Annotated in this window: 21 protein-coding genes, 1 tRNA gene and 1 pseudogene; 10 read left to right on the top strand and 13 right to left on the bottom strand. The window is 46.1% G+C overall.

Translation table 11 applies throughout. The features are described from left to right. Both EJV45_RS17870 and EJV45_RS17865 read left to right on the top strand, forming a co-directional pair. Window positions 1-2,292, top strand: a complete 2,292-nt coding sequence (locus tag EJV45_RS17870; protein ID WP_129717917.1) for a GH92 family glycosyl hydrolase — start codon at window positions 1-3, stop codon at window positions 2,290-2,292. Window positions 2,293-2,357: 65 nt separating this feature from the next. After that, window positions 2,358-2,789: a hypothetical protein gene (locus EJV45_RS17865; RefSeq protein WP_129717915.1), complete on the top strand. Its 432-nt coding sequence runs from the start codon at window positions 2,358-2,360 to the stop codon at window positions 2,787-2,789. Between the two features lie 281 nt (window positions 2,790-3,070). On the opposite strand, the gene EJV45_RS17860 is transcribed toward EJV45_RS17865, so the two are convergent. Continuing rightward, window positions 3,071-3,478, bottom strand: a complete 408-nt coding sequence (locus tag EJV45_RS17860) for an EthD family reductase (RefSeq protein WP_129717913.1) — start codon at window positions 3,476-3,478, stop codon at window positions 3,071-3,073. A 64-nt stretch (window positions 3,479-3,542) separates the two neighbouring features. Between EJV45_RS17860 and EJV45_RS19785 the strand changes: the two are divergent. Further along, window positions 3,543-4,474 (top strand): annotated as a pseudogene (locus EJV45_RS19785) (LysR family transcriptional regulator). A gap of 139 nt (window positions 4,475-4,613) precedes the next feature. Here the strand turns inward: EJV45_RS19785 and EJV45_RS17850 are convergent. Next, window positions 4,614-4,686, bottom strand: a tRNA-Ala gene (locus tag EJV45_RS17850). Between the two features lie 276 nt (window positions 4,687-4,962). Continuing rightward, the gene (locus EJV45_RS17845; protein ID WP_165305099.1) at window positions 4,963-5,772 is read right to left on the bottom strand and encodes a helix-turn-helix domain-containing protein; all 810 of its coding nucleotides are present in this window, start codon (window positions 5,770-5,772) and stop codon (window positions 4,963-4,965) included. 212 nt (window positions 5,773-5,984) lie between these two features. Here EJV45_RS17845 and EJV45_RS17840 point away from each other — a divergent pair, with 212 nt between their 5' ends. From EJV45_RS17840 to EJV45_RS17830, 3 genes are all read left to right on the top strand, one after another. Further along, entirely contained in the window at window positions 5,985-6,866 is an 882-nt protein-coding gene (locus EJV45_RS17840; RefSeq protein WP_129717909.1) for an AraC family transcriptional regulator, read from the top strand. After that, window positions 6,859-7,314 carry a DUF983 domain-containing protein gene (locus tag EJV45_RS17835; RefSeq protein ID WP_205942422.1) on the top strand — a complete coding sequence of 152 codons (456 nt, stop codon included), beginning with the start codon at window positions 6,859-6,861 and terminating at the stop codon, window positions 7,312-7,314. The genes EJV45_RS17840 and EJV45_RS17835 overlap by 8 nt, the downstream gene beginning before the upstream one ends. 94 nt (window positions 7,315-7,408) lie before the next feature. Next, a complete protein-coding gene (locus EJV45_RS17830) occupies window positions 7,409-7,783 on the top strand; it encodes a response regulator transcription factor (protein WP_129717907.1) in 375 nt (124 codons plus the stop codon). Window positions 7,784-7,881: 98 nt separating this feature from the next. On the opposite strand, the gene EJV45_RS17825 is transcribed toward EJV45_RS17830, so the two are convergent. From EJV45_RS17825 to EJV45_RS17815, 3 genes are all read right to left on the bottom strand, one after another. Continuing rightward, on the bottom strand, window positions 7,882-8,859 hold the full coding sequence (locus tag EJV45_RS17825) for a D-glycerate dehydrogenase (protein ID WP_129717905.1): 978 nt from the start codon (window positions 8,857-8,859) through the stop codon (window positions 7,882-7,884). 12 nt (window positions 8,860-8,871) lie between these two features. After that, a complete protein-coding gene (locus EJV45_RS17820; protein ID WP_129717903.1) occupies window positions 8,872-9,309 on the bottom strand; it encodes a hypothetical protein in 438 nt (145 codons plus the stop codon). 255 nt (window positions 9,310-9,564) lie between these two features. Further along, window positions 9,565-10,140, bottom strand: coding sequence for a thymidine kinase (locus EJV45_RS17815; RefSeq protein WP_129717901.1), 576 nt, complete (start codon window positions 10,138-10,140; stop codon window positions 9,565-9,567). A 96-nt stretch (window positions 10,141-10,236) separates the two neighbouring features. Here EJV45_RS17815 and EJV45_RS17810 point away from each other — a divergent pair, with 96 nt between their 5' ends. Next, the gene (locus EJV45_RS17810; protein ID WP_129717899.1) at window positions 10,237-11,463 is read left to right on the top strand and encodes a hypothetical protein; all 1,227 of its coding nucleotides are present in this window, start codon (window positions 10,237-10,239) and stop codon (window positions 11,461-11,463) included. 189 nt (window positions 11,464-11,652) lie between these two features. On the opposite strand, the gene rodA is transcribed toward EJV45_RS17810, so the two are convergent. The 7 genes from rodA to purN form a co-directional block, all read right to left on the bottom strand. Then, window positions 11,653-12,918: a rod shape-determining protein RodA gene (rodA, locus tag EJV45_RS17805; RefSeq protein ID WP_129717897.1), complete on the bottom strand. Its 1,266-nt coding sequence runs from the start codon at window positions 12,916-12,918 to the stop codon at window positions 11,653-11,655. After that, window positions 12,915-14,864, bottom strand: a complete 1,950-nt coding sequence (mrdA, locus tag EJV45_RS17800; protein ID WP_129717895.1) for a penicillin-binding protein 2 — start codon at window positions 14,862-14,864, stop codon at window positions 12,915-12,917. The genes rodA and mrdA overlap by 4 nt, the downstream gene beginning before the upstream one ends. Continuing rightward, window positions 14,865-15,380 (bottom strand): rod shape-determining protein MreD, encoded by a 516-nt coding sequence (locus tag EJV45_RS17795; RefSeq protein ID WP_129717893.1) that lies wholly within the window; start codon window positions 15,378-15,380, stop codon window positions 14,865-14,867. Continuing rightward, window positions 15,373-16,212 (bottom strand): rod shape-determining protein MreC, encoded by an 840-nt coding sequence (mreC, locus tag EJV45_RS17790; protein ID WP_129717891.1) that lies wholly within the window; start codon window positions 16,210-16,212, stop codon window positions 15,373-15,375. Before mreC ends, EJV45_RS17795 begins: the two co-directional genes overlap by 8 nt. Window positions 16,213-16,337: 125 nt before the next feature. Beyond that, window positions 16,338-17,360: a rod shape-determining protein gene (locus tag EJV45_RS17785; RefSeq protein WP_107216548.1), complete on the bottom strand. Its 1,023-nt coding sequence runs from the start codon at window positions 17,358-17,360 to the stop codon at window positions 16,338-16,340. A 119-nt stretch (window positions 17,361-17,479) separates the two neighbouring features. Then, window positions 17,480-19,006, bottom strand: coding sequence for a bifunctional phosphoribosylaminoimidazolecarboxamide formyltransferase/IMP cyclohydrolase (gene purH, locus EJV45_RS17780; RefSeq protein ID WP_129717889.1), 1,527 nt, complete (start codon window positions 19,004-19,006; stop codon window positions 17,480-17,482). A gap of 131 nt (window positions 19,007-19,137) precedes the next feature. Continuing rightward, on the bottom strand, window positions 19,138-19,716 hold the full coding sequence (purN, locus tag EJV45_RS17775) for a phosphoribosylglycinamide formyltransferase (protein ID WP_129717886.1): 579 nt from the start codon (window positions 19,714-19,716) through the stop codon (window positions 19,138-19,140). A 204-nt stretch (window positions 19,717-19,920) separates the two neighbouring features. On the opposite strand from purN, the gene rpsT reads away from it, so the two are divergent. From rpsT to EJV45_RS17760, 3 genes are all read left to right on the top strand, one after another. Next, window positions 19,921-20,175 carry a 30S ribosomal protein S20 gene (rpsT, locus tag EJV45_RS17770; protein WP_129717884.1) on the top strand — a complete coding sequence of 85 codons (255 nt, stop codon included), beginning with the start codon at window positions 19,921-19,923 and terminating at the stop codon, window positions 20,173-20,175. A 118-nt stretch (window positions 20,176-20,293) separates the two neighbouring features. Then, window positions 20,294-21,016 (top strand): DNA repair protein RadC, encoded by a 723-nt coding sequence (gene radC / locus EJV45_RS17765; protein ID WP_165305098.1) that lies wholly within the window; start codon window positions 20,294-20,296, stop codon window positions 21,014-21,016. Between the two features lie 201 nt (window positions 21,017-21,217). Then, window positions 21,218-22,069: an endonuclease/exonuclease/phosphatase family protein gene (locus EJV45_RS17760; protein ID WP_129717882.1), complete on the top strand. Its 852-nt coding sequence runs from the start codon at window positions 21,218-21,220 to the stop codon at window positions 22,067-22,069. Window positions 22,070-22,131: the final 62 nt, after the last annotated feature.

Below are 22,131 nucleotides of genomic sequence, written 5' to 3'. Positions count from 1 at the left end.
ATGATTAAGAAAAGTTTACTAACGGCTTTCGGCCTGGCCTGTGCGCAGCTGCTCGCAGCGCAGATGGTTACGAAAGTGAGCGACCCGGTCGAGTGGATCAATCCCCTAATGGGAACGATGTCCAAACCGGATCTCTCGAACGGAAATACCTATCCGGCGGTAGCCGTGCCATGGGGAATGAACTTCTGGACCCCGCAAACCGGTAAAATGGGCGACGGATGGGCATACCGCTACGATGCTGATAAGATTCGCGGTTTCAAGCAAACGCACCAGCCTTCGCCGTGGATGAATGATTACGGACAGTTTGCAATTATGCCTGTCACAGGAAAACTTCGTTTTGAACAGGACGAGCGTGCAAGCTGGTTTTCGCACAAGGCTGAAGTTTCAAAGCCATATTACTACAGTGTTTATCTTGCCGACCACAATGTAACTACCGAGCTGGTACCGACAGAGCGCGCCGCTCAGTTCAGGTTTACCTTCCCAAAAAGCGATAGTTCTTATGTGGTAATCGATGCGTTAGACAGAGGATCTTACGTAAAGATTTTCCCGGAACAGAAGAAGATCATCGGCTATACCAAAAAGTATGCGCGCGGGCCGCTGCCAAAAAACTTTAAGAACTACTTTGTTATTTATTTCGACAAGCCGTTCGTACTGGGCAAGACCTGGGAAAAAAATAAGCTGAAAGACGGACTTGAACTTGAAAGCGACCATTCAGGCGCTGTAGTGGGTTTCAAAACAGCTAACGGAGAGAAAGTGAACATGAAAGTAGCATCATCTTTCATCAGCTTTGAGCAGGCCGAACTGAACCTGAAGCGTGAAGTAGGCAATGACAGCTTTGAAGCTACAAAAGCGAAAGCGAAGGCTACCTGGAATAAAACCCTTAGCCGGATCTCTGTTGAAGGCGGAACGATTGATCAGATGCGGACTTTCTATTCATGTCTGTACCGCACCCTGTTTTTCCCGAACAAACTGTACGAGATCGATGCTAACAACAAAATTATGCACTGGAGCCCGTACAATGGAGAAATACTACCGGGCTATATGTTCGCCGGTACCGGTTTCTGGGATACTTTCCGTGCGTTATATCCGTTCCTGAACCTGGTTTATCCGTCGATTAACAAGGAGATGCAGGAAGGCCTGATCAATGACTACAAAGAGGGTGGCTGGCTGCCCGAGTGGAGCAGCCCTGGTTATGCGAACATTATGATCGGAAACAACTCTGCATCGGTAGTAGCAGATGCCTACATCAAAGGTCTGCGTGGTTATGATATCGAGACCCTTTGGAAAGCCCTGAAAAACGGAGCAAACAACGAAGGTCCTATTGCTGCGGTCGGCCGTAACGGTGTAAAATATTACAACGAACTCGGTTATGTTCCTTTTGATGTAAGGGTGAACGAAAACGCTGCAAAAACACTCGAGTATGCTTATGACGATTTTACGATTTACCAGCTTGGAAAAGCCCTGGGTAAACCGGAAAGTGAGATCGGCATCTACGCGAAACGTGCTATGAACTACAAAAACCTGTTTGATCCGTCAAGCGGCCTGATGCGCGCAAAAAACAAAGACGGCTCATGGCAAACGCCATTTAGTCCGTTTAAGTGGGGCGGAGCTTTTACAGAAGGCAATAGCTGGCACTACACCTGGTCGGTATTTCAGGATGTTGCAGGACTGGCAAAGCTGATGGGTGGAAACGAAAAATTCGTTCAGAAGCTTGACTCTGTATTTACTATGCCGCCAGTGTTTGATGAGAGCGCTTATGGCGGTGTGATTCATGAGATTCGTGAAATGCAGATTGCTAACATGGGACAATATGCGCACGGTAATCAGCCGATCCAGCATATGATCTACCTGTACAACTATGGCGGTGCGCCGTGGAAAGCCCAGTACTGGGTGCGTGAAACGATGGATCGGATGTACAAAGCAACACCTGACGGTTATTGTGGCGACGAAGACAATGGTCAGACCTCTGCATGGTATGTGTTCTCGGCAATGGGCTTTTACCCGGTAACTCCGGCAACCGACCAGTACGTAATTGGCGCCCCACTATTTAAGAAGGTGACGCTTACGCTTGAAAACGGCAAGAAAGTCGTGATCAATGCACCATCAAACAGCGACGCAAACAGGTATGTGAATGCATTAAAATACAATGCAAAACCGCATACGAAAAACTGGCTGAGCCACTCATCACTGATGAAGGGTGCTACACTCGATTTTGACATGAAATCGGCGCCGAACAAACAGCGCGGAACAACAAAAGCAGACTTCCCTTATTCGATGTCTGACGGTAAATAACCCCACCTATTCACATAGACAGAAGCCCCTGAGATTTGATATTCAGGGGCTTTTTATTTAAAATTATGAACGAAATTTTACTCAAAATCGAACAAGGCAGCAGATCGCAGGTAAGTCTGAAATTCCAACTCGAGGCACACTACTTAAACGAAGACTGGATCGCAGAAAACGTAAACTCTCCGCTGCTAGAAAAACAGGTGTTAGAAGCGCTCAATGAAAATGAAGAGTTTTGGCATAATAAACTTAATTTACATCATCTGTCTGGAATCGTAAAAGGTGTACGGCTGGATATGGAAGAAATTGTAGCTTATAAAACCCCTGTAAATATCTTGTACGCGGAAATTGAATTTTCCTTTCTGTTTGATGTTGGTTATCCTGGTCCGGTTAGACGATGGGATGCAACCTATCCGGGTTCAGTAGTTTTGGCAATCCGCGTACAAAATAAAAGATTGATATCAGAGGGGATCAAATCGATATTTATTAAGATAGATACCTAAGATATTATTTGCGTACATCGCTTATTTAGATGTCGTCGGTCTACAAAAAACAGAAGTCCCGACCATATGCTGAAACAAATTGGACATAATTGACCGCCTAAAGATTCAATGGTAATATGTCTATAAGAGATAAAGTCTATTCTATGAAAGAGAGACTTCGCCTACGTGAAGCTTCATCGATCGACTGACCTTTATGTATTCTGTTCCTTTAACGTGCACTGGACTTATGGATATCTTATATCAGCCGCTATCTTTTTCATTAAGCGTGAAGAGGATAGTAGTTACTTAATAACCTCACTTACCAAAATTACCGGGGCGATATTTGTGTAATTCGCGAAGTCTGCCCGTATAGCATCTCTATGCGGGGCTATGGCAGCCTGGTAATCGCCTAAATTTTTCACATAAAACGTTCCGATGGCAGTAAACGGTAGCGGCTGATTCGGAATGCCGCTTGCGATGCCCTTTTCGATAGTATATCTGACAAGATTGTTTCCCAGATACCCGGCTACCATAGGCATATGTTTGCTTTGATAATAATTTATGTTGAAGGTTTTTCCCTCAGCATAGGGATACAGGACAGTGATTTTGATCAAACCTTTTTCAGCCGTCCTACCGGTGGGATTCTTTTGACTGAATGCCGCGAACGAAAGCGTTAAGAACAGGGCTGATAAAATGAATTTTTGTTTCATATCTGGGTGGTTTAAATAATGAAATGATTAATTTAAGTAAGACTTACTCAAATATTGGCATATCATGAGGGAAAGCAAAACGCTATTTTTCGATGATATCCATCGAAAAAACCGATTAATAAGCATGGAGCTGAGGCAGCTGAAATACTTTCTTAGAGCGAAGGAATTATTAAATTTCACTGAGGCTGCAAAAAGCCTGAACATTAGCCAGCGCACGCTTTCGCAGCAAATCGGGCAACTGGAAGCAGAGCTTGATGTTCCCTTATTTAACCGGGTTGGAAAAAGAATAACATTGACCGAGGCGGGGCATCTGTTTAGTGATTATGCGTTACAAAGTATAAGCCGGGCTAACGAGGGGTACCTGGTATTAAAGGATCTTAAGAACCTAAATACATGGAATCTTACAATCGGTGTGATTTACTCAATGCGTATTTTGTTCGCGAAAACGCTTATAGAATTTGCTGCACGCTTTCCTAAAATTAAGATCCGGGTCGTTTTTGGTACCACGAAAGATCTGCTGGAGAAACTCCAGTCGCATCAGTTTGATTTTATTCTGACTTTCCTGGGAGCGACAGAAGACCTGCATCTAAATATCAGACATTACTGCAGTCAAACATGGTCCTTGTTACGGCAAGAGATTCGGAGCTGGCAAGCCGCAAGCATATTTCGCTCGATGAGGTGGCTGGTTTGCCGCTGGCCCTGCCTTTTAGCGGCCAAAACAGTGTACAGTTTTTTGAGGAATCGTTTAGTCAGAGAAAGCTCTCGCCCAACATTTGCATGGAAATAAATGATATTTCGACATTATTCGAAATGGTCAGGAGCAGGCATTGGCATACCATATTAAGCGATACAAGTGTGAATGACCCCGAGGTTGTGGCTATCCCGATAGAAGGGGATAACATGAGACGGACTATCGTCATCATCTCCCTGAAACATGCCTATGAAAAACGCGCCATGAAGAAGTTTTGTGAGATGCTTGCTGCTGTTCAGGTGTAAAGCCAAGGAAATCGTACTGCTTCATCACGATTAAACGACAAAGGGTGAAACTCGCAACAGAGGTTTGCTGGACCAGGCTTAGAAAAGCTGTATGCGTAAAAAAGCCACTCACATAATTTTGTAAGTGGCTTTTTTTGTGTGGAGGATAACGGATTCGAACCGATGGCCTCTTGCATGCCATGCAAGCGCTCTACCAGCTGAGCTAATCCCCCTTTTCTGGTCACCGAAAGGAAGATCCTTTCAGGGTGGCAAAACTACTAAAAGATTCTTCAATTCAAAATTCCGGGATGAAAATTGTGAAAATAGGATCGCGGCCGGTTACAAAGATAGAAGTGAGCGATATTCTTTGAGAGGTGTTACAGCCCCTGATCAGATATATTTACAACTTTTGATCTTACCCAGACACACTGCGACTCCTGCAAAGTTGGTAACCTTTTGCAAAGTTACCAACTTTAAGTTAAAAAATAAATTAAAACGAAATAAAGTTATCATTTTAATAGTTGGTTGATCGGCGTTTGATTCTGCAAATATGCCGTGGGTGTAAGGCCGGTAAACCCCTTGAAATCGCGGATAAAATGCGACTGGTCAAAATAACCACAACTGTAGGCAATCGCCGTTAACGAATGTGAAGGATTGTTCAGCATCTTAAGACTCTGCTGAAAACGGTTGATCTTATCTAAAACTTTTGGCGACAGCCCGGTATGCTGATGAAGCAGCCGTTGCAGGTACCTCATTGTGATTCCGTGACGGCTGGCGATCTGGCTGATCCTACCCGTATTCAGATCGCCCATTAGACTATTCAGAATATCTGCAACCTTATCAATATTACTTGAGAAATTCTGCTGCTGCCGTAAACGCTGCAGGAGAAATGCTTCGATCAGAAAAATGCGTCGGGTGGTTTCTGGCGTGTCAAGAAGCCTTTGGTGCAGCGATTGTGCCGAGTGGCCAAGCACGTCTGTCAAATCAGTCACCACATTGTTAAAAGCTGCAATCTGATCCCGGAAGAAATAGGAAGCCGAATGCGTCAAAAAACGAATGCCAAGCATGACTTGGCAGCCCGCAGACCGAATGGCAAGCGGCGCGGTAATCTGACCCCATAATTCTATCGCCGGTGTTTTTTCGTATTGCCCGTTCACCATCCTTTCCCAGGTGCCGGAACCAAGATTGAAGATCACCTCCATTTCTCCACTCGGAAATACCACGTCATTGAAGGCTGTTCCTGCGATCGATCTGAATAAGAAATAATGCTTTACATAAGATTTAAGCGGTAGTGAAGGTTCAATAAAGCTGAATTCCATATAATCTGGCATCAGGTAGTATGCACCACAAACCTACCAGGGTGTAAGAGCAAAATATAGTATAAAAACGACATCAGCCAAAAAGCTCTTGCGTGACGAAGCGCCGGGCCTTCCCGCTAAAAATGAAGCATAATGTGAATGATCAGTAAAAAGTGCCAAATTTGGCGCGTAAAACACCAGAATTGCGTGGGTTTAATCAGTAACTTTGTACAATGAAAGTGCAGATTCCAAACTATGACATCAGTCATTTCGATGAGTACCGGCAGGATGGCCTGCTGGTAAGCAGGTTTGGGAGTTATGCACGCCGGCATCAGCATCTGCATCAGGCGCACCGGCATTCGTTTTATCATCTTGTTTTTTTTACCAGGGCATCCGGAAGCCATACGATAGATTTTGTAAACTATCCACTTAGCGATGGTGTTGTCTATTTTATGGCCCCCGGACAGGTGCATAGCTGGTCATTTGACGGTGAACCCGAAGGGTTTATTGTTAATTTTGCCTCAGATTATTACAGTCGTTTTTTGCAGAATCCGGCGTATCTCGAAAACTTCGGGATCTTCGATCCCGGTTCGGGTAAACAAGTTGTCGAAACCGACGAGGCGTTACGCAATAAACTGACAGTACTGTTCGAACAGATGTTGGACGAGTCAAAAGATACGCAGGTTTTTCATGCTGATCTTGTTCGTCTCCTGCTTCTTGAGATCTGTATCTGGGTATCGCGCGCGGCGGGTGCTGCGGTAGAGAACAACCCGTCTTACGGACAGCGGTTATTGAAAAACTTTCGTCAGTTAATTGATGCACATTTCCGTGAGCAGAAATTTCCGCATCAGTATGCGGCGCAACTTTATATTACGCCAAATCATCTCAATGCACTTTGTAATGAGCTGACCGGAAAATCTGCGGGTACGTTGATCCGCGAGCGTTGTCTGCTCGAAGCAAAACGTATGCTCGTTAATGCCGACTTAAGTATAGCAGGCATAGCTGCCGAATTACACTTCGCAGATCAGTCTTACTTTGGCCGTTTCTTCAAAAGACATGAAGGCGTTTCGCCAGAAAAATTCAGAAAACACTTACAACAACAAACCCATGGATAAGCAAACAGCAAAACCTCAACTTCATATATCGCAATGGTACGGCTTCCGGAACGCAAAGTGTCCGCGATGCAGGCGTGGAAATATATTTGAAGGCGCTGCCTATAGCTTCAAGGCACAAAAAATGAATGAGTTCTGCCCGCACTGCGGCCTTAAATTCGAACGTGAGCCGGGTTATTTTTATGTTTCCATGTTCGTCAGTTATGCCATGAGCGTAGCCGAGATCATTACCCTGTCTGTTGCATCTTATGTGCTCGGGCTGCGCCTCGAATATGAAAACCTCTGGTACTTCATCGGCATTATTCTTACCGGCGTATTGTTATTGTCGCCGTTTAATTTCAGGTATTCAAGGGTGATTTTACTATACTGGTTATCGCCGGGGCTTCATTACAATCCCGAGAAAAGTGCTGATCGCGAAGATCAGTCAGCTAAACAGACTGTGCACCGGTAAGGTTTCGCTACAGTTTGCTGTAACATATCGATGTCATACTTTGGTATGAAAGTTGAGCACGCCATATCTTTCGATTTAAATACTATCTTTGAATATGGTTAAAAGAATACATGTACTGGAAGATGACATTGATATCAGGTATATCATTGAATATCTTCTGAAAGACGAGGGATATGAATTGCAGCTTTCTTCGAACGTAGAGGAACTGAAACAAAAGCTTAACGATTCACTGCCCGACTTATTCATTATCGACGTGATGTTGCCTGACGGCAACGGGATCGATATCTGCAGGGACCTGAAAGAAGACATCTTTACCAAACATATTCCTGTAATTGTAATGTCTGCAAATCCGAGAAGTAAGGAGCTTAGCGTTGATGCTTATGCGGATGACTATATCAGCAAACCTTTTGATTTGGATTATGTTGTATCGCGTATCGATAAGCAGCTAAATAAAAACAAGGTTAAATAACATTCATCATCCGATGAAAAAACCGCATTCCATCCCGGATGCGGTTTTTTTGTGTTCAAAATGCTGAAAGGCCTTTTAAAAGATTATGTCCGTACTGGTTACCGTTCGTAGGCGTCCGGATTGACGAGATAGGGCAGGCGTTCATTCTTTCGGGCGGCGATGAGGTTCTGCACACAAAGCCCGGCCATACGTTTCCGCGTTTCGATAGTAGCTGAACCGATATGGGGTAATACCGCTACGTTTTCCATAAATAACAAAGGGTTTGTTGCATCCATGGGCTCTGGATTTGTGACGTCCAGGCCGGCTCCCCAGATCTGTCCCGACTCAAGGGCAGATGTCAATGCTTTTTCATCATGCATGGCACCTCTGGCGGTGTTAATGAAGATCGCATCTGGTTTCATCTTTCCAAACGCATCTGCATCAAACTTACCGGTTGTTTCCGTGGTTAGCGCAGCATGCAGCGAAAGAACATCGCTTTGCTGGAGCAATTCTTCAAATGAAACCCACCTCGCGCCAAGTTCCTCTTCCGCCTCTGGTTTTCGGTTTCGGTTATGATAGATAATGTGCATGCCAAAGGCGGCTTTGCAGCGCCTGGCCAGTTCGATGCCGATCTTACCCATACCAAAGATACCCAGGGTATTGCCGTCCAACTCCCGGCCGAGGTTAGCCATCGGCTCGAAAAAATTCCAGGAATTTTCAAGTATGCGCCTATAGTGAAAAAATGCTTTTCTTGATACCGAAAGCATAAGCAAAAAGGCCGTATCTGCAGTCGCCTTACTCAATACATCAGGTGTATTTCCTACCGGGATGCCGAGGTTGCTTGCAGCCGTTATGTCTACATGATCAAAACCTACCGAATGCAGAACAACAGCTTTCAGGTGGGGGCAAGACTCGAAGAATTGCTTATCAAGTTTCTGACCGCCAATACTCAACAATGCGTTATGGCTTTGGCAGTGGTTAATAAGTTCATCCCTGCTTAAACCGCGGCGTTCCTTCCAGATCGTTACCTCAATGCCTTCGCGTTCAAGTTCCTCGATTGCAGCAGCAAAAATTTTACGGGTCGCGAATACTCTCATGAAGGCGGATGCTTAGGGTGCTACGGTCTCAATTCCATGACCAGAGTCATCTTTTTTGCTTGTTTCTTCGTTTTCCGTATCCTGTTGCTGGCCTTCTTCGTCTGATTTCTGAGCATCATCAGCATTGTCAGACGTTGTGTTTTCAGATGCTTCATCTCCCGCCTTTTCCTCCTGGCTGATCTCGACCGCTTCGCGTTCTGATTTTTCGGGCCGCTCTGCTTCGGTTCCGGCAGAAGTCGGTGCTTCGCCCGCGCTTCCCGCATCTCGAGCTACACCCTTACTATGATCATCAGGTACGACCGTTTCAATTTCCAGCTGAAGGTCGTCAGACGGGTCAGGGTTCTTGAAAGGTTCCTCGACAGGGTGTTGCCCGTCTGTAGGGACATTATTTTCCTTACCGCTCAGTGAGTCGTTGTTTTCCGGGCTTGTATGCTGATCCTGGTTTTCCATTGTATGCAAGATTTGTTGTTACATACAAGTCGATGAGGCACTTTTTTGTTTTGATTAAGGGAAAAACGCCGATTAATAGACCTTATTTTATGTAAGATGTGCAAGAATATGCGCTGATATTTAAGAAGGGCAGCCGTGCAGGGCCTATTCTCATTCAACTAAATCAGCAAATGAAAACTGGTTTCAAAGTGGGAACCGGGACCGGGAAATATGCAAAAGTGTAACCAGCGACGACTCAGCACCAGGGAGGTGCTTTTAACCAACCGTATGGAAGCAGACCCTGCACCTCGGTTCATAACTTTCTTTTTCACCAAGCATAACCCTGGCATCATTTGCCACTTTACGGAATGAGTACATGGCCGGACTACCACAGCAGACACAGACGGCGTGAACCTTGGTTACGTGTTCGGCGATGGCCATAAGCGCGGGCACCGGACCAAACGGCTTGCCCTGAAAGTCCATGTCTAAGCCGGCAACGATAACACGTACGCCTTTTTGCGCGAGTTTGTTACACACATCAGGCAAATCAGCATCAAAAAACTGTGCCTCATCGATTCCGACGACCTGTGTATTTGCACCAAGCAATAGAATGGCCTGCGAATTCTGAACCGGCGTGGATTGAATAGAATTAAGGTCATGTGAAACCACGGCAATATCGTCATACCGCGTGTCTGTACTCGGCTTGAAGATTTCGACTTCCAGGCGTGCAATCTGGGCCCGCTTGAGGCGACGCAGCAGTTCTTCAGTCTTGCCTGAAAACATTGAACCGCAGATGACTTCAATGTTGCCGGTAAATTCCCCTCTTCTGGATTTCTGTTCGCTGAATAACATGAGTAGTGCCTGGTTCCGGCGGACAAATTTCGGAATTTTGTGCTATTTTTGGATAGCAAGTTACCAACAAATAAGGCCTACAGACGTTTATATATCATGATGAACCAACAGGAAATTTTTAGAAAACTCGGAACAATTCTCGACGAACTTAATGATCAATATGCGTACCTGGCTGAAAACCCTGATAAGCTGAGCGGGTTGGAAACAGAACTGTTTCTTGCAAACGCTGATTTCCTGGCTGATCACGCGGCAATCATTAAAAAAATGAACGAGAAAACCGCTGGTTCAGACATAGATCCGGCTGATAGGGCGCCGGTCGTATCGCGCCCGGAATCAGTTCCAGCACAGCTTGCCGATCCCGTTGTAACTGCTGCGGCCGTTCCTTTAGAACCTGAAACTGCTGCTCCCGGTAGCCGCTTCACAAGGGAAGAAAGTTCAGAAGCAGCTGATGAAATTCCTGCAGTAAGGGGAGAGTTTGAGCGTGACATCTTCAAACCGGATGATTCTAACCAGTCTTTCGAATTTATCATTAACGAACGCGAAGAGCGGGAGCAGACAACGGAAAACGACTGGCAACAGGATATTGAAGAGGAAGACGAGCAACTTGCAGACATAGCTACGGCTGAAGAAGATGAAGCGCGTATCGACATAGATCCGGAATTCGAAACAGATGCTGAAACAACTCAGCCGCAACCGACTGTTGAAAGAGTTCCTGAAGGCTGGGACACAGAGCCTGAAACATCAGAAGATGAAGACGAGATTGGTCCTGAGCCATTCCTGGTTGAAGGGGATAGTACGTCGCAGCAGAGCTGGCCTGAGCAACAAGAACCACTTAAAGGCGCTGATCTGAGAGGCGAAAGACAAGACAGTCTGCACGTACAGTCTGCACCGGCAAAGGGTCCGGTCGAGCTGACTCCTGAGCCTGCCCGTCAGGCTGAACGCCCGGACGCCGCCGCCGCCCCGATGCACACTAACATAACAGAACCTATAACAGCGCCAACCGAAGAAAAGAAACTGAATATTAACGAACTGTTTGCGCGCAACAGGGAAGCTGGGGAAAAGCAACAGGAGGGAGGCCAGGCGCCCATTTCTGATCTGAAACAAGCCATCAGTTTGAATGACAAGCTGCTGTTTATACGGGAGCTTTTCAACGGTTACAACCTTGCTTATTCTGAAGCGATCGATCTTACCAATAAGATGAACACTTTTGACCAGGCAGACGCATTTCTGCAAAAGAATTACGCTGCAAAAAATAACTGGGGTTCTAAACAGCTTACCGTAGATAAACTTTACGAACTGCTTCGGCGGCGGTTCCCCGCGTAAGGGCCCGGAAGAACCAGGGCGTTTGCGGGGGACTAACGTTGACAGGTGTACAGGTTAGGCCGGCTAAACCCGATGATCGTGGCAGCCCGGAGGAACGACGGCTATAACAGACAGCGGGACCGGAGCCATCCGAAGGTATGATGTCAGCGCTTTCCTTACAGGCTGCGTATTTCTCAGGCGAGCTCCGGGTTAGATAAAACCCATGCGGTTGGAGTCCAGTTTTAGGAAAATAAAAAGCAGGATTGTAAAGCTCCAAAGTGAGGAGCCTCCATAACTTATAAACGGCAGTGGTATACCAATCACCGGAACAATGCCGATCGTCATCCCGATGTTAATGAACACGTGAAAGAAGAAAATACAGGCAACGCCATAACCATATACACGGGAGAATGTTGACCGCTGTCTTTCGGCCAGATTTACCAGCCTTAGAAGCAGGAAGCAATAGAGCAGCAAAACAACGGTGCAGCCGGCAAATCCCCACTCTTCACCTACTGTCGAAAATATAAAATCGGTGCTTTTGGCCGGTACGTAACCATACTTGGCCTGTGTGCCCTGAAGAAAGCCGCGGCCCAGGGCCTGGCCCGAACCGATTGCAATCTTTGACTGAATAACGTTGTAACCAACACCTTTCGGATCGGTCTTTAAACCGAGTATAATTTCAATCCTTGAGCGCTGATGTGGCAAAAGGACATGGTCAAAGGCAAGCTTGACGAGGAACAGATAGGCTATAGCAACGAGCGTTACCAATATACCTGCAACCATGTTTTTTGGCCGCTTTCGGTTGAAGTATACAAATGCTGCCCCCGCCGCCACGATAATCGGAATCAGCACATTGGCGGACACCAGGAAATCTGCAACAAACAAGACAATCATCCCCAGGAAAACGAGAAGAAAATAGCCGGATAAGCCTTCCCTATACAGCGGGAACATAAAGGCCAGGAAAACGAGCGCAGAACCGGTATCAGGCTGCTTCATGATAAGCAGCAAAGGCAGTCCTACAATTGCAGCTGCAATGGCAATTGATTTCAGATCCCGGAATTTTGGGCTGAACGTGCTTATATACCTTGCGAGAAGCAGGGCGGTACCAAATTTAGCAAACTCTGAAGGCTGCAGCCTGAACGAGCCAATTGGGATCCATGCCTGGTTCCCGCCTACATTGCGGCCTACGAACAGAACGAGAATGAGCAAAATAATGGTGACCCCGTAAATAACAGGCGAAAAGATGTTAAAAAACTTACCGTCAAACAACAGGAGCGAAAATCCAAGGACAAGTCCGGAAATGATAAAGATGAGCTGGCGCCCGTAATTCGTTGTGAAATCGAAAACACCGGCTTTTTCCTCGTCATATACAGCTGCATAGATACTCACCCAGCCAATTGCACAAAGGGCCAGATAAAGTAAAACTGTTATCCAGTCTACATTAAAGAAAAACCGGTTTCCCTGCTGCGTTTTCATGGTTTTACTGCGACTATTTTTGGCTGTATACTTCTTTTTTGTGGAACTGTATCGGGCTTTTTGCCCGCGGTATCGATCTTTTTCTTCAGCGTGTCATGCCTGGCCGGTTTTGTTCTGCTTTTCAGTACTGGCAACAGGTTTTGTTCCATCATCCATTGCGCCTGAGCTTTCCTGCCGGGAGATATGCTGTCGGTCAGGTATTGTTCAACCATATAACTGGCTACCGGGGCAGCGTAAGAACCACCGTATCCGGCATTCTCAACCACTACTGCAATGGCGATCTTGGGATTATCACGGGGGGCAAAACCAATAAAAACAGCATGATTTTTTCCATGCGGATTTTGTACCGTACCCGTTTTACCGCATAACAATACATTTGGCACCCGAGATGCATAAGCAGTTCCGTATCCGGCATTAACGGCATCCTGCATGCCATCTATAACCGGCTCATAATACCGCGCATCTACGCCTGCGAAGTTTTTTGTCCGGTACTTTTCATCGATTGGCTGGCCATCGCCCACACCTTTAATAATATGCGGCTTATAATAATAACCGCGATTTGCAATGATTGCCATGGCGTTCGCCATCTGAAGCGGTGTAGAAGTAATCTCCCCCTGACCAATGGCAAGTGAGATCACCGTTGTATAACCCCATCGTTTGCCCCAGCGTTTGTTATATTCCTCTTCAGTGTAAAATATGCCGTTTTTTTCCCAGGGAAGGTCAATTTCAAGCTTATGCCCGAAACCGAACTTCCGGATCTTTTCCTCCCAGTCGCCATACATGGCACGCTGGTTTTTCATGCCTTTGCGCGTTAGCAGCTTCTGGAAGATATAACAGGCATATGTGTTACAACTGCGGGCCAGTCCGCGCCTGAGATTCGTGTTACCATCTACGTGTTCGCATCGTACCTTGTGGTTTCCGGCCTGATAGAAACCGGGACAGAAAAACGTAGTGTTCGGATCGATCACACCTTCCTGCATGCCGATGAGTGCATCGATAGGCTTGAATGCCGAGCCGGGCGAATACATGCCCTGGATAGGACGGCTGTTGAAAATACGGTAAGGGTTGGCGAACAGTTTCATGTAATTGTTGCCCCAGTCGCGGCCAACGGTAAGGTTCGGGTCATATGAGGGGCTGCTTACAAAGGCCAGGATCTCACCGGTTCCGGGCTCAAGCGCCACAATGGCACCAACCTTATTCTGCATGAGTTTTTCACCAAGTTTCTGCAATTTAATGTCGATGCCTGAGATAAGCTGGGCTCCCGATACGGCAAGGGTATCGAATTCACCGTTTGCATAACTTCCCTGTGCTACGTTCCGCGCATCGTAAATCATGCGCGTAATGCCGCGCTGACCACGAAGTACTTCTTCATAACTCATTTCCAGGCCGCTCTTACCGATATAATCACCCATACGGTAATAACCTGACGATTTTTCAATATCCTTTTCGCTTACCTCTTTTACATAGCCAAACAGCTGACCGCCTACACTGTCGGGATATTGTCTTACCGTACGTTTCTGAACGCGGAATCCGCGGTAGCGGCCCAGCTTTTCCTGTAGCCGGGCATAAACCTGCACCGAAAGTTGTTTTTCGAAGACGCTTTCGCGATACCTGCTTTGCGCCATTGCCTTACGCCAGCTCTTGTAAAAGCGTTTTTTATCAATACCAATGGTGCGGCACAGATCGAGCGTGTCAAAAGGTTTGACCTCGTTCGGCGTTACCATCAGATCATAAACCGGTTCGTTCTGAACGAGTACATGACCGTTGCGATCAAGAATGGCGCCCCGGGCGGGGTAGGTAAATATGTTTCGCAGGACGTTACTGTTGGCCGATATAAAATATTTATCGCTGGCTATCTGGATATAAAAAAGTTTGGCAACAAGGATCAACAGCACGACGATAAAGACACCTTGTACGATGTATTTCCTGTTGAAAAGATTATTCATTTACCGGGACTTTCTTTTATAAAAAATGAACTGGGCAAGAAGCACCAGGAATAAGGTAAATATACAACTTAACAGACATCTTACCAGCGTGTAACCGATCTCGTTGAGTCTGAAGGCTTCAAGAAAAAACACAACCAGATGATGAAAGAATATGCATAAGAGTGAATACAGCACGAACCATTTAAAGCCCATGCCGCTTAGTGATGGTTCTGGCTCATCAAAGCCGTCGCGGTTTACCGTAACCGAAATGAACGAGATGCGTACAAATGCCAGGACCGCGCAGGCGGTAGCGTGCACGCCAAGTGTATCATAAAATGCATCCATGACGATACCCGTGCCGAATGCCAGGATGTACAACAGGAGGTTTGGAATCCCGAAGGGAAGCGCCAGCACGAACAAAACATAAATAAACGGAGCAGACAGGTTGTAGAAACCTATGTTACGCAACAGGAAAACCTGCACAAAAAAAAGCAGTACCCAGCGTACAATATTTGAGATCACAACCCTGCTATTCATCGTTTTTGCTGTTTAACTCCAGCGCTTTTTGCTCGGCTGCGTATTTATTTTTAATTACGTAAACGTATTGAAGGTTGCTGAAGTCGTTGAACAATGTTATTTCGGCAGCCAGAAAATTATCGCCGGTGCTAACATTCGTTTTGCGTACGCGGCCAACCGGCACGCCGATGGGAAATTCGCCGGCGCCCGAAGTCACAATAGTATCGCCGACAGACATTTTAACGTGATTCGGAATATCGGTTACGAAAGCCTTCCGAATATCAAAATTCCTGTCGCCCCAGATCAGGGAACCAAGGGCATTATTTTTTTTAATAGCAACACTGATGCGGGTATCTTTATGAAGAAGCGACCGGATCGTAGCCAGATGATCAGAGACATCGCGTACCAGCCCGATCACCCCCTGCTGCGGAGAGATAACGGCCATATCAGGCTCAATGCCATCAAGTCTGCCTTTGTTGATCGTTATAATGTTGTTACGAAGGGTGAATGAGTTTTTGATCACTTTAGCCGGCAGGTATGTGTACTGCACATTGCGCAGTGTGTCTTTGACTGTAACGTCTTTTGCACTGTCAATACTTCTGAGCGCAAGAATTTCGGTTTTCAGCAATGCATTTTCTTTAGCAAGGCTGTCGTTTACCATGCCCAGGTTCAGGTACCGTTTTACTACATTCAGGTGTTCATAAGCTGCACCTACAAGTCCGTTTGTCGAATTCAGTGTCACGCTCCGCTGGTAAGCATTATTCCTTACCGTCAGGATAATTCCTGCCACAAAAAAGATGATCAAAAAAAAGAATGCGTTATATCTGTTTAAAAAAATCCAAAGGTTACGCATTTTTTAAAGTCTGGTCCCGCCAGGTGCGGTTGGTGTTGCCGTAAGCCGGGCCTTTGCCCGAGGTTAATTGACAAATCCGGCAGGCCGGGTGTAACGGCGCTGCCGGATTTGCTGCCTGAAGCAAATTACTGCATCAGGAATTTATAGTTTCCAATATTTTTCAAAGCGATACCGGTTCCGCGAACAACGGCGCGAAGCGGGTCTTCAGCAACGTGCACAGGTAACTTGGTTTTTGAAGCCACCCGTTTGTCCAGTCCGCGCAGCAGCGCACCGCCGCCGGTAAGGTAGATACCTGTCTGGTAAATATCGGCAGACAGTTCAGGCGGCGTAATTTCCAGCGCCTTTAAGATTGCTTCCTCGATCTTCGATATTGATTTGTCAAGGCAGTGTGCAATTTCAGTGTAAGATACCGTGATCTGCTTTGGAACACCTGTCATCAGGTCGCGGCCCTGAACGGCGAAGTCGGCAGGCGGATCCTGCAGTTCAGGCAATGATGCGCCAACTTCAATCTTGATCTTTTCTGCGGTACGGTCGCCGATCATGATGTTGTGCTGCCTGCGGATATAATTTACAATGTCTGAATCAAAATTATCGCCGGCAACACGAATAGACTGGTCGCAAACAATGCCTGAAAGGGCAATAACGGCAATCTCAGTCGTACCGCCGCCAATATCGATGATCATGTTGCCCATAGGCTCCTCGACATCGATACCGATACCTACGGCTGCTGCCATCGGTTCGTGAATCAGATAAACTTCTTTTGCTCCGGCAATTTCTGCAGAATCACGCACAGCACGTTTTTCTACTTCTGTAATTCCTGACGGAATGCAGATGACCATACGTAATGATGGAAACATCCAGCCCTTACCGCCGTTCAGCATACGGATCATACCTTTGATCATTGCTTCTGCGGCATTAAAATCGGCGATTACGCCGTCTTTCAGGGGCCTTACGGTTTTGATATTGTCGTGGGTTTTACCTTCCATCTGCATGGCCTGCCGGCCGATGGCAATTACTTTGTTCGTTGCACGATCAAAGGCAACGATTGAAGGTTCGTCTACTACGACCTTGTCATTATGTATTATCAAGGTGTTCGCGGTACCGAGGTCGATAGCGACTTCCTGCGTAAACCAGTTAAATAGACCCATTTATATGAAGGTAATATGTGATGTGAACAAATTTATATTAATCCTAATGTAAAACTAATCTTTTTATTGTGCATACGCATAAAAAGACTGCTGATTGTCATACATCCTGTCCGCCAGTTTTAGTGTTTAAAGTGCCTGATGCCGGTTGTAACCATTGCAATCCCTTTTTCGTTGGCTTTTGCAACCGAATCGGCATCTTTAATAGAGCCACCGGGCTGCAAAACTGCGGTGATGCCCGCACCTGCCGCAATCTCCACACAGTCAGGGAAGGGGAAGAATGCATCAGAAGCCATAACGGCACCCTGCACGCTGAAATTGAATGAAGCTGCTTTTTCTATAGCCTGGCGTAATGCATCTACACGCGAAGTCTGGCCAACGCCGCTTGATACGAGAACACCGTCTTTAACCAGCACAATGGTATTTGACTTGGTATGTTTTACGATTTTATTAGCAAAGTGCAGGTCTTCAAGTTCTGATGCGGTTGGGGCTTTTTCCGTTACAGTTGTCATCTGATCAGGCCCCTCGATAATCAGGTCTTTATCCTGCTCAATTACGCCATTCAATAGTGTTTTGAATTGTTTGGTGCTTAGTTCAACATTATTGCGTTTCAGGATAACGCGGTTTTTCTTCGTGCTGAACAGGTCGATCGCTTCCTGCTGGTAAGAAGGTGCAATGAGTACTTCAAAAAATAATTTATTGATTTCTTCTGCGGTAGCCAGGTCCACCTCGCGGTTTGTAATCAGCACGCCGCCAAAAGCAGAAACAGGATCACAGGCCAGCGCATCTGTCCATGCCTGAAGAACGCTGTCGCGCGATGCAATACCGCATGCATTGGTGTGTTTTAAAATAGCAAAGGTAGGTGCATCAAACTCATCGATCAGGCTTACTGCTGCATCTACATCAACCAGGTTGTTATAAGAAAGCTCTTTCCCGTTTAGTTTCGTGAACATGCTGTCCAGATCTCCGTAAAAAATGCCCTGCTGATGCGGGTTTTCACCATAACGGAGCGTTTTGGCCTGTTTTACGCTTTGTTTAAAAACCGGGAGCGGTTCTTCCGTATTGAAATAATTAAAAATAGCAGTATCGTAGTGCGAGGAAACGTGGAAGGCCTTTTTAGCATAGGCTTTACGTTGCGAAAGGGTGGTAGCGCCGTTCTGCGCTTCAAGCTGCTCAAGGAGACCGGCGTAATCATCTTTAGAAGCGATAATCACGACATCATTGAAGTTCTTGGCCGCCGCCCGAATCAGCGAGATGCCTCCGATATCAATTTTCTCGATAATTTCTTCAGGTGTGCCACCGGCAGATACGGTCTCCTCAAACGGATAGAGGTCAACAATCACCAGGTCAATTTCAGGAATCTCATACTGGCTGATCTGTTCCTGGTCCTGGTTAAGTGCCCGGCGATTCAAGATGCCGCCAAAAACCTTTGGATGAAGCGTTTTCACGCGACCGCCAAGTATAGAAGGGTACCCGGTTAAATCTTCAACTGCTGTTACAGGTAACTGGAGGTCCCGGATAAACTGCTCGGTGCCGCCCGTTGAAAACAACTGAACCCCATTGGCTGCAAGAAACTTTACCAGGGGCTCAAGGCCGTCTTTGTAATAAACTGAAATTAAAGCGTTTTTGATTTTAATCGGTTGACTCATTTGTTACTGAAATTTGAGTCGCAAAATTAGCGTTTTTACGCGATAAAATTGCATCAAAAAAGCATAAAGCCCGTTGCCTTAAAGGTATTAACTAAGGTTTTGATGCTCAGCTGCTTCTGTTCGTATGCTGACTACTTTTTGATCTTTTTTAACAAACCTTCAACTATCCGGGGGTAGTGCTGATGCTCAAGTTGCTGTCCTTTGAATTTTATCATTTCCAGACTATCACCTGTATCAATCTTGTAGCGGGCCTGATAAATATATTCACCCTCATCATAATGTTCATTCACATAATGAATGGTAATGCCACCTTCAGCGTCACCGGCAGCCAGGACGGCTTTATGGACATGATCTCCATACATGCCCTTTCCGCCGTGTTTGGGCAGGATAGCAGGATGAATATTTACGATACGGCCTGCATAGGCTGAGATCAGGCTTTGAGGAATGAGCCAGAGGAAGCCGGCAAGTACGATAAAGTCAATATCAAGATTTTTAAGAAGATCGATCACCTGATCGGTTTCGTAGAATTCGTGCCGGTCAAACACGTGCGAAGGAATCTCAAAATTGTCTGCACGTTGTAAAACGTAGGCATCCGGGTTATTGGAAAGAACGAGGGCGATCTCAGTATCTGTGCTTCTTTTAAAATGCTCCATCAGCTTTTGAGCATTTGATCCTGACCCTGAGGCGAATACCGCAATTCTTTTTTTCACGTGCAATGTTTTAGGTCAAAAATAGCATTTTGCGCTATATTTATGCCGGGCTTGATTTTTTTTTCGCTGCCCGCTGCCAAGCACCGGTTCTATGCAGCCATGCGGGCAGTCTAAAATATTTCTGTGTTATGTATTGCAAGTTAAAAACTTAAGTTCTATATTTGCAGTCCGAAAAAAACAGAAAAGACAAAAGGCTAAATTACAATGGCAAATCATAAATCAGCTTTAAAAAGAATCAGAGCTAACGCAGCAAAACGTTTACGCAACCGTTATCAGGCTAAAACCACCCGTACCTTTATCAAAAGGTTGCGTGCGGCTGAAGACAAAAAGACAGCGTCAGAACTGTTGCCGAAAGTAATTTCGATGTTGGATCGTTTGGCGAAGAAAAACGTTATTCACAAAAATAAAGCTGCCAACAACAAGTCTAAACTGACAAAATTCGTTAACGGCCTGAGCTAAGGTTCAGTTTACCATATTGAAGGGGATACACCGGGGTGTATCCCCTTTTTTTTGATGTAATTTTTATTTTCTTTTTGTGAAAATTTTTTTATTTAAAATAAATTCTGTATCTTAGGGTATGGGTTGCAGGGTAATAGATATAAAGCCTGCCGACGAACGAATCGGTATCAAGCACTGGGCTGAAGCAGACAGGCCAAGAGAGAAGTTAATGGGGCATGGAAGAAGGCATCTTACAGATGCGGAGCTAATTGCTATTCTTATTGGTTCCGGAAGCAGGAATGAGACAGCTGTAGATCTTAGCAAACGGATGCTTGCTGCCTACGGTCATGATCTGAACCAGCTCGGGATGCTTTCCGTCAGGGATCTTTGCCGGTTTAAGGGTATCGGCGAGGCCAAGGCTATGTCTGTGGTAGCTGCGCTTGAGCTGGGGCGCCGCCGTTCCGAACTTCCGGTACCTGAGTGCAGTAAACTGGAATGTTCCCGCGATGCGTACCGGGCCCTGCACCCTCATCTTTCAGATCTGGATCATGAGGAGTTCTGGATACTCATTCTCAACAGAGGCAATCTCATTAAAGGTCTCAAGCTGATCAGCCACGGCGGGCAGTCGGCAACGATCGCAGACCCGAAAATGATTTTCCGAACTGCGCTCGAGAACGGGGCCGCATACATTATCCTGGCCCATAACCACCCATCGGGCAGCGTCAAGCCGAGCTCAGAAGATATCGAGCTAACAAAAAGGCTTCGCAACGCAGGTCGTGTGCTAGGCGTTCCGGTCATTGATCATCTTATTATCGGTTCGGCAGGATATTGCAGTTTCCGTGATGAAGGCCTGCTCGACTGATCGAACCGGGTCTATCATACCGCTGTTCGAGCCAGAATATATGTCAAGATTAATGTTTCCTGGCCTTATGTGCCAGGCACTGTCACCAATGATTACCGGCAGTTTAAGGGGTAGATCATCACGAATGATTTACAAAGGATAAATTCTGTTTCCTTGTCTGCAGGCAGAAAAAACGTAATTTGCGGCGGTAAAACAGCACATATGAAATTCTTGTCTCATCTTTCGATTCTGTTCCTGCTCCTGACAGCGGCCCAAAATAATTTATCTGCCCAAAAACGGTCGGCGAGCCCTATAAACGTTCTGTCATACAATATCAGGCTTAATGTAGCGAGTGATGGCGTAAATGCATGGCCCAACAGAAAGGACAATGTAAAGGCGCTTGTTCGTTTTCATGACACCGATATTCTTTGCGTGCAGGAAGCCTTGCCTGAGCAATATGATGCCCTGCTCGAAGGAACAGGTTTTGACGCCGTAGGCGTTGGCCGCGAAGACGGCAAACGGAAGGGCGAATTTTCAGCAGTGTATTTTCGTAAAAGCAGGTTTGAAAAAAAGGACGGTGGAACTTTCTGGCTTTCTGAAACTCCTGATGTTCCGTCAAAAGGCTGGGACGCAGCGTTGAACCGCGTGTGCAGCTGGGCCAAACTATATGATAAATTCAATAAAAAGACATTCATCGTTTTTAATACGCATTATGACCATATTGGCGTAAAGGCCCGTATTGAATCTGCAAAACTGCTCAAACGGAAAATTCAGGAAATTGCGCCCGATCTGCCGGTAATTTTTACCGGCGATCTGAATGTAACGCCCGAAACTGAAGCTATAAGTACCATAACGTCATTTTTGCAGGATACAAAGGCCGTTTCAGCCGAACCTCCATATGGTCCGGAAGGGACTTTCAATGCCTTTAATTTTAATAGCCGTCTTGATAAAAAGATCGATTACATTTTTGTAAACAAAGGGTTTAAGGTGCAGAAATTTGCTGTGCTCAGCGATAGCAAAGACCAGCGCTATTATTCCGATCATTTGCCGGTGTTTGTTCGCCTGCATTTCTAAAAAGTTTTAATCATGATGCATGCCGGCCGGTGTCAAATTGGAACCGGCTGTATGCGCATTTA

This window comes from Pedobacter sp. SYP-B3415 (assembly GCF_004138205.1).
In the GTDB taxonomy this organism is placed as follows: domain Bacteria; phylum Bacteroidota; class Bacteroidia; order Sphingobacteriales; family Sphingobacteriaceae; genus Pedobacter.
This window is presented reverse-complemented; position numbering and strand designations above follow the sequence as displayed.

Bases quoted from the DNA above. Each gene is read 5' to 3' on its own strand.
- EJV45_RS17870 (WP_129717917.1), top strand. From the start codon at position 1: ATGATTAAGAAAAGTTTACTAACGGCTTTCGGCCTGGCCTGTGCGCAG.
- EJV45_RS17865 (WP_129717915.1), top strand. From the start codon at position 2,358: ATGAACGAAATTTTACTCAAAATCGAACAAGGCAGCAGATCGCAGGTA.
- EJV45_RS17860 (WP_129717913.1), bottom strand. From the start codon at position 3,478: ATGAAACAAAAATTCATTTTATCAGCCCTGTTCTTAACGCTTTCGTTC.
- EJV45_RS17845 (WP_165305099.1), bottom strand. From the start codon at position 5,772: ATGGAATTCAGCTTTATTGAACCTTCACTACCGCTTAAATCTTATGTA.
- EJV45_RS17840 (WP_129717909.1), top strand. From the start codon at position 5,985: ATGAAAGTGCAGATTCCAAACTATGACATCAGTCATTTCGATGAGTAC.
- EJV45_RS17835 (WP_205942422.1), top strand. From the start codon at position 6,859: ATGGATAAGCAAACAGCAAAACCTCAACTTCATATATCGCAATGGTAC.
- EJV45_RS17830 (WP_129717907.1), top strand. From the start codon at position 7,409: ATGGTTAAAAGAATACATGTACTGGAAGATGACATTGATATCAGGTAT.
- EJV45_RS17825 (WP_129717905.1), bottom strand. From the start codon at position 8,859: ATGAGAGTATTCGCGACCCGTAAAATTTTTGCTGCTGCAATCGAGGAA.
- EJV45_RS17820 (WP_129717903.1), bottom strand. From the start codon at position 9,309: ATGGAAAACCAGGATCAGCATACAAGCCCGGAAAACAACGACTCACTG.
- EJV45_RS17815 (WP_129717901.1), bottom strand. From the start codon at position 10,140: ATGTTATTCAGCGAACAGAAATCCAGAAGAGGGGAATTTACCGGCAAC.
- EJV45_RS17810 (WP_129717899.1), top strand. From the start codon at position 10,237: ATGATGAACCAACAGGAAATTTTTAGAAAACTCGGAACAATTCTCGAC.
- rodA (WP_129717897.1), bottom strand. From the start codon at position 12,918: ATGAAAACGCAGCAGGGAAACCGGTTTTTCTTTAATGTAGACTGGATA.
- mrdA (WP_129717895.1), bottom strand. From the start codon at position 14,864: ATGAATAATCTTTTCAACAGGAAATACATCGTACAAGGTGTCTTTATC.
- EJV45_RS17795 (WP_129717893.1), bottom strand. From the start codon at position 15,380: ATGAATAGCAGGGTTGTGATCTCAAATATTGTACGCTGGGTACTGCTT.
- mreC (WP_129717891.1), bottom strand. From the start codon at position 16,212: ATGCGTAACCTTTGGATTTTTTTAAACAGATATAACGCATTCTTTTTT.
- EJV45_RS17785 (WP_107216548.1), bottom strand. From the start codon at position 17,360: ATGGGTCTATTTAACTGGTTTACGCAGGAAGTCGCTATCGACCTCGGT.
- purH (WP_129717889.1), bottom strand. From the start codon at position 19,006: ATGAGTCAACCGATTAAAATCAAAAACGCTTTAATTTCAGTTTATTAC.
- rpsT (WP_129717884.1), top strand. From the start codon at position 19,921: ATGGCAAATCATAAATCAGCTTTAAAAAGAATCAGAGCTAACGCAGCA.
- radC (WP_165305098.1), top strand. From the start codon at position 20,294: ATGGGTTGCAGGGTAATAGATATAAAGCCTGCCGACGAACGAATCGGT.
- EJV45_RS17760 (WP_129717882.1), top strand. From the start codon at position 21,218: ATGAAATTCTTGTCTCATCTTTCGATTCTGTTCCTGCTCCTGACAGCG.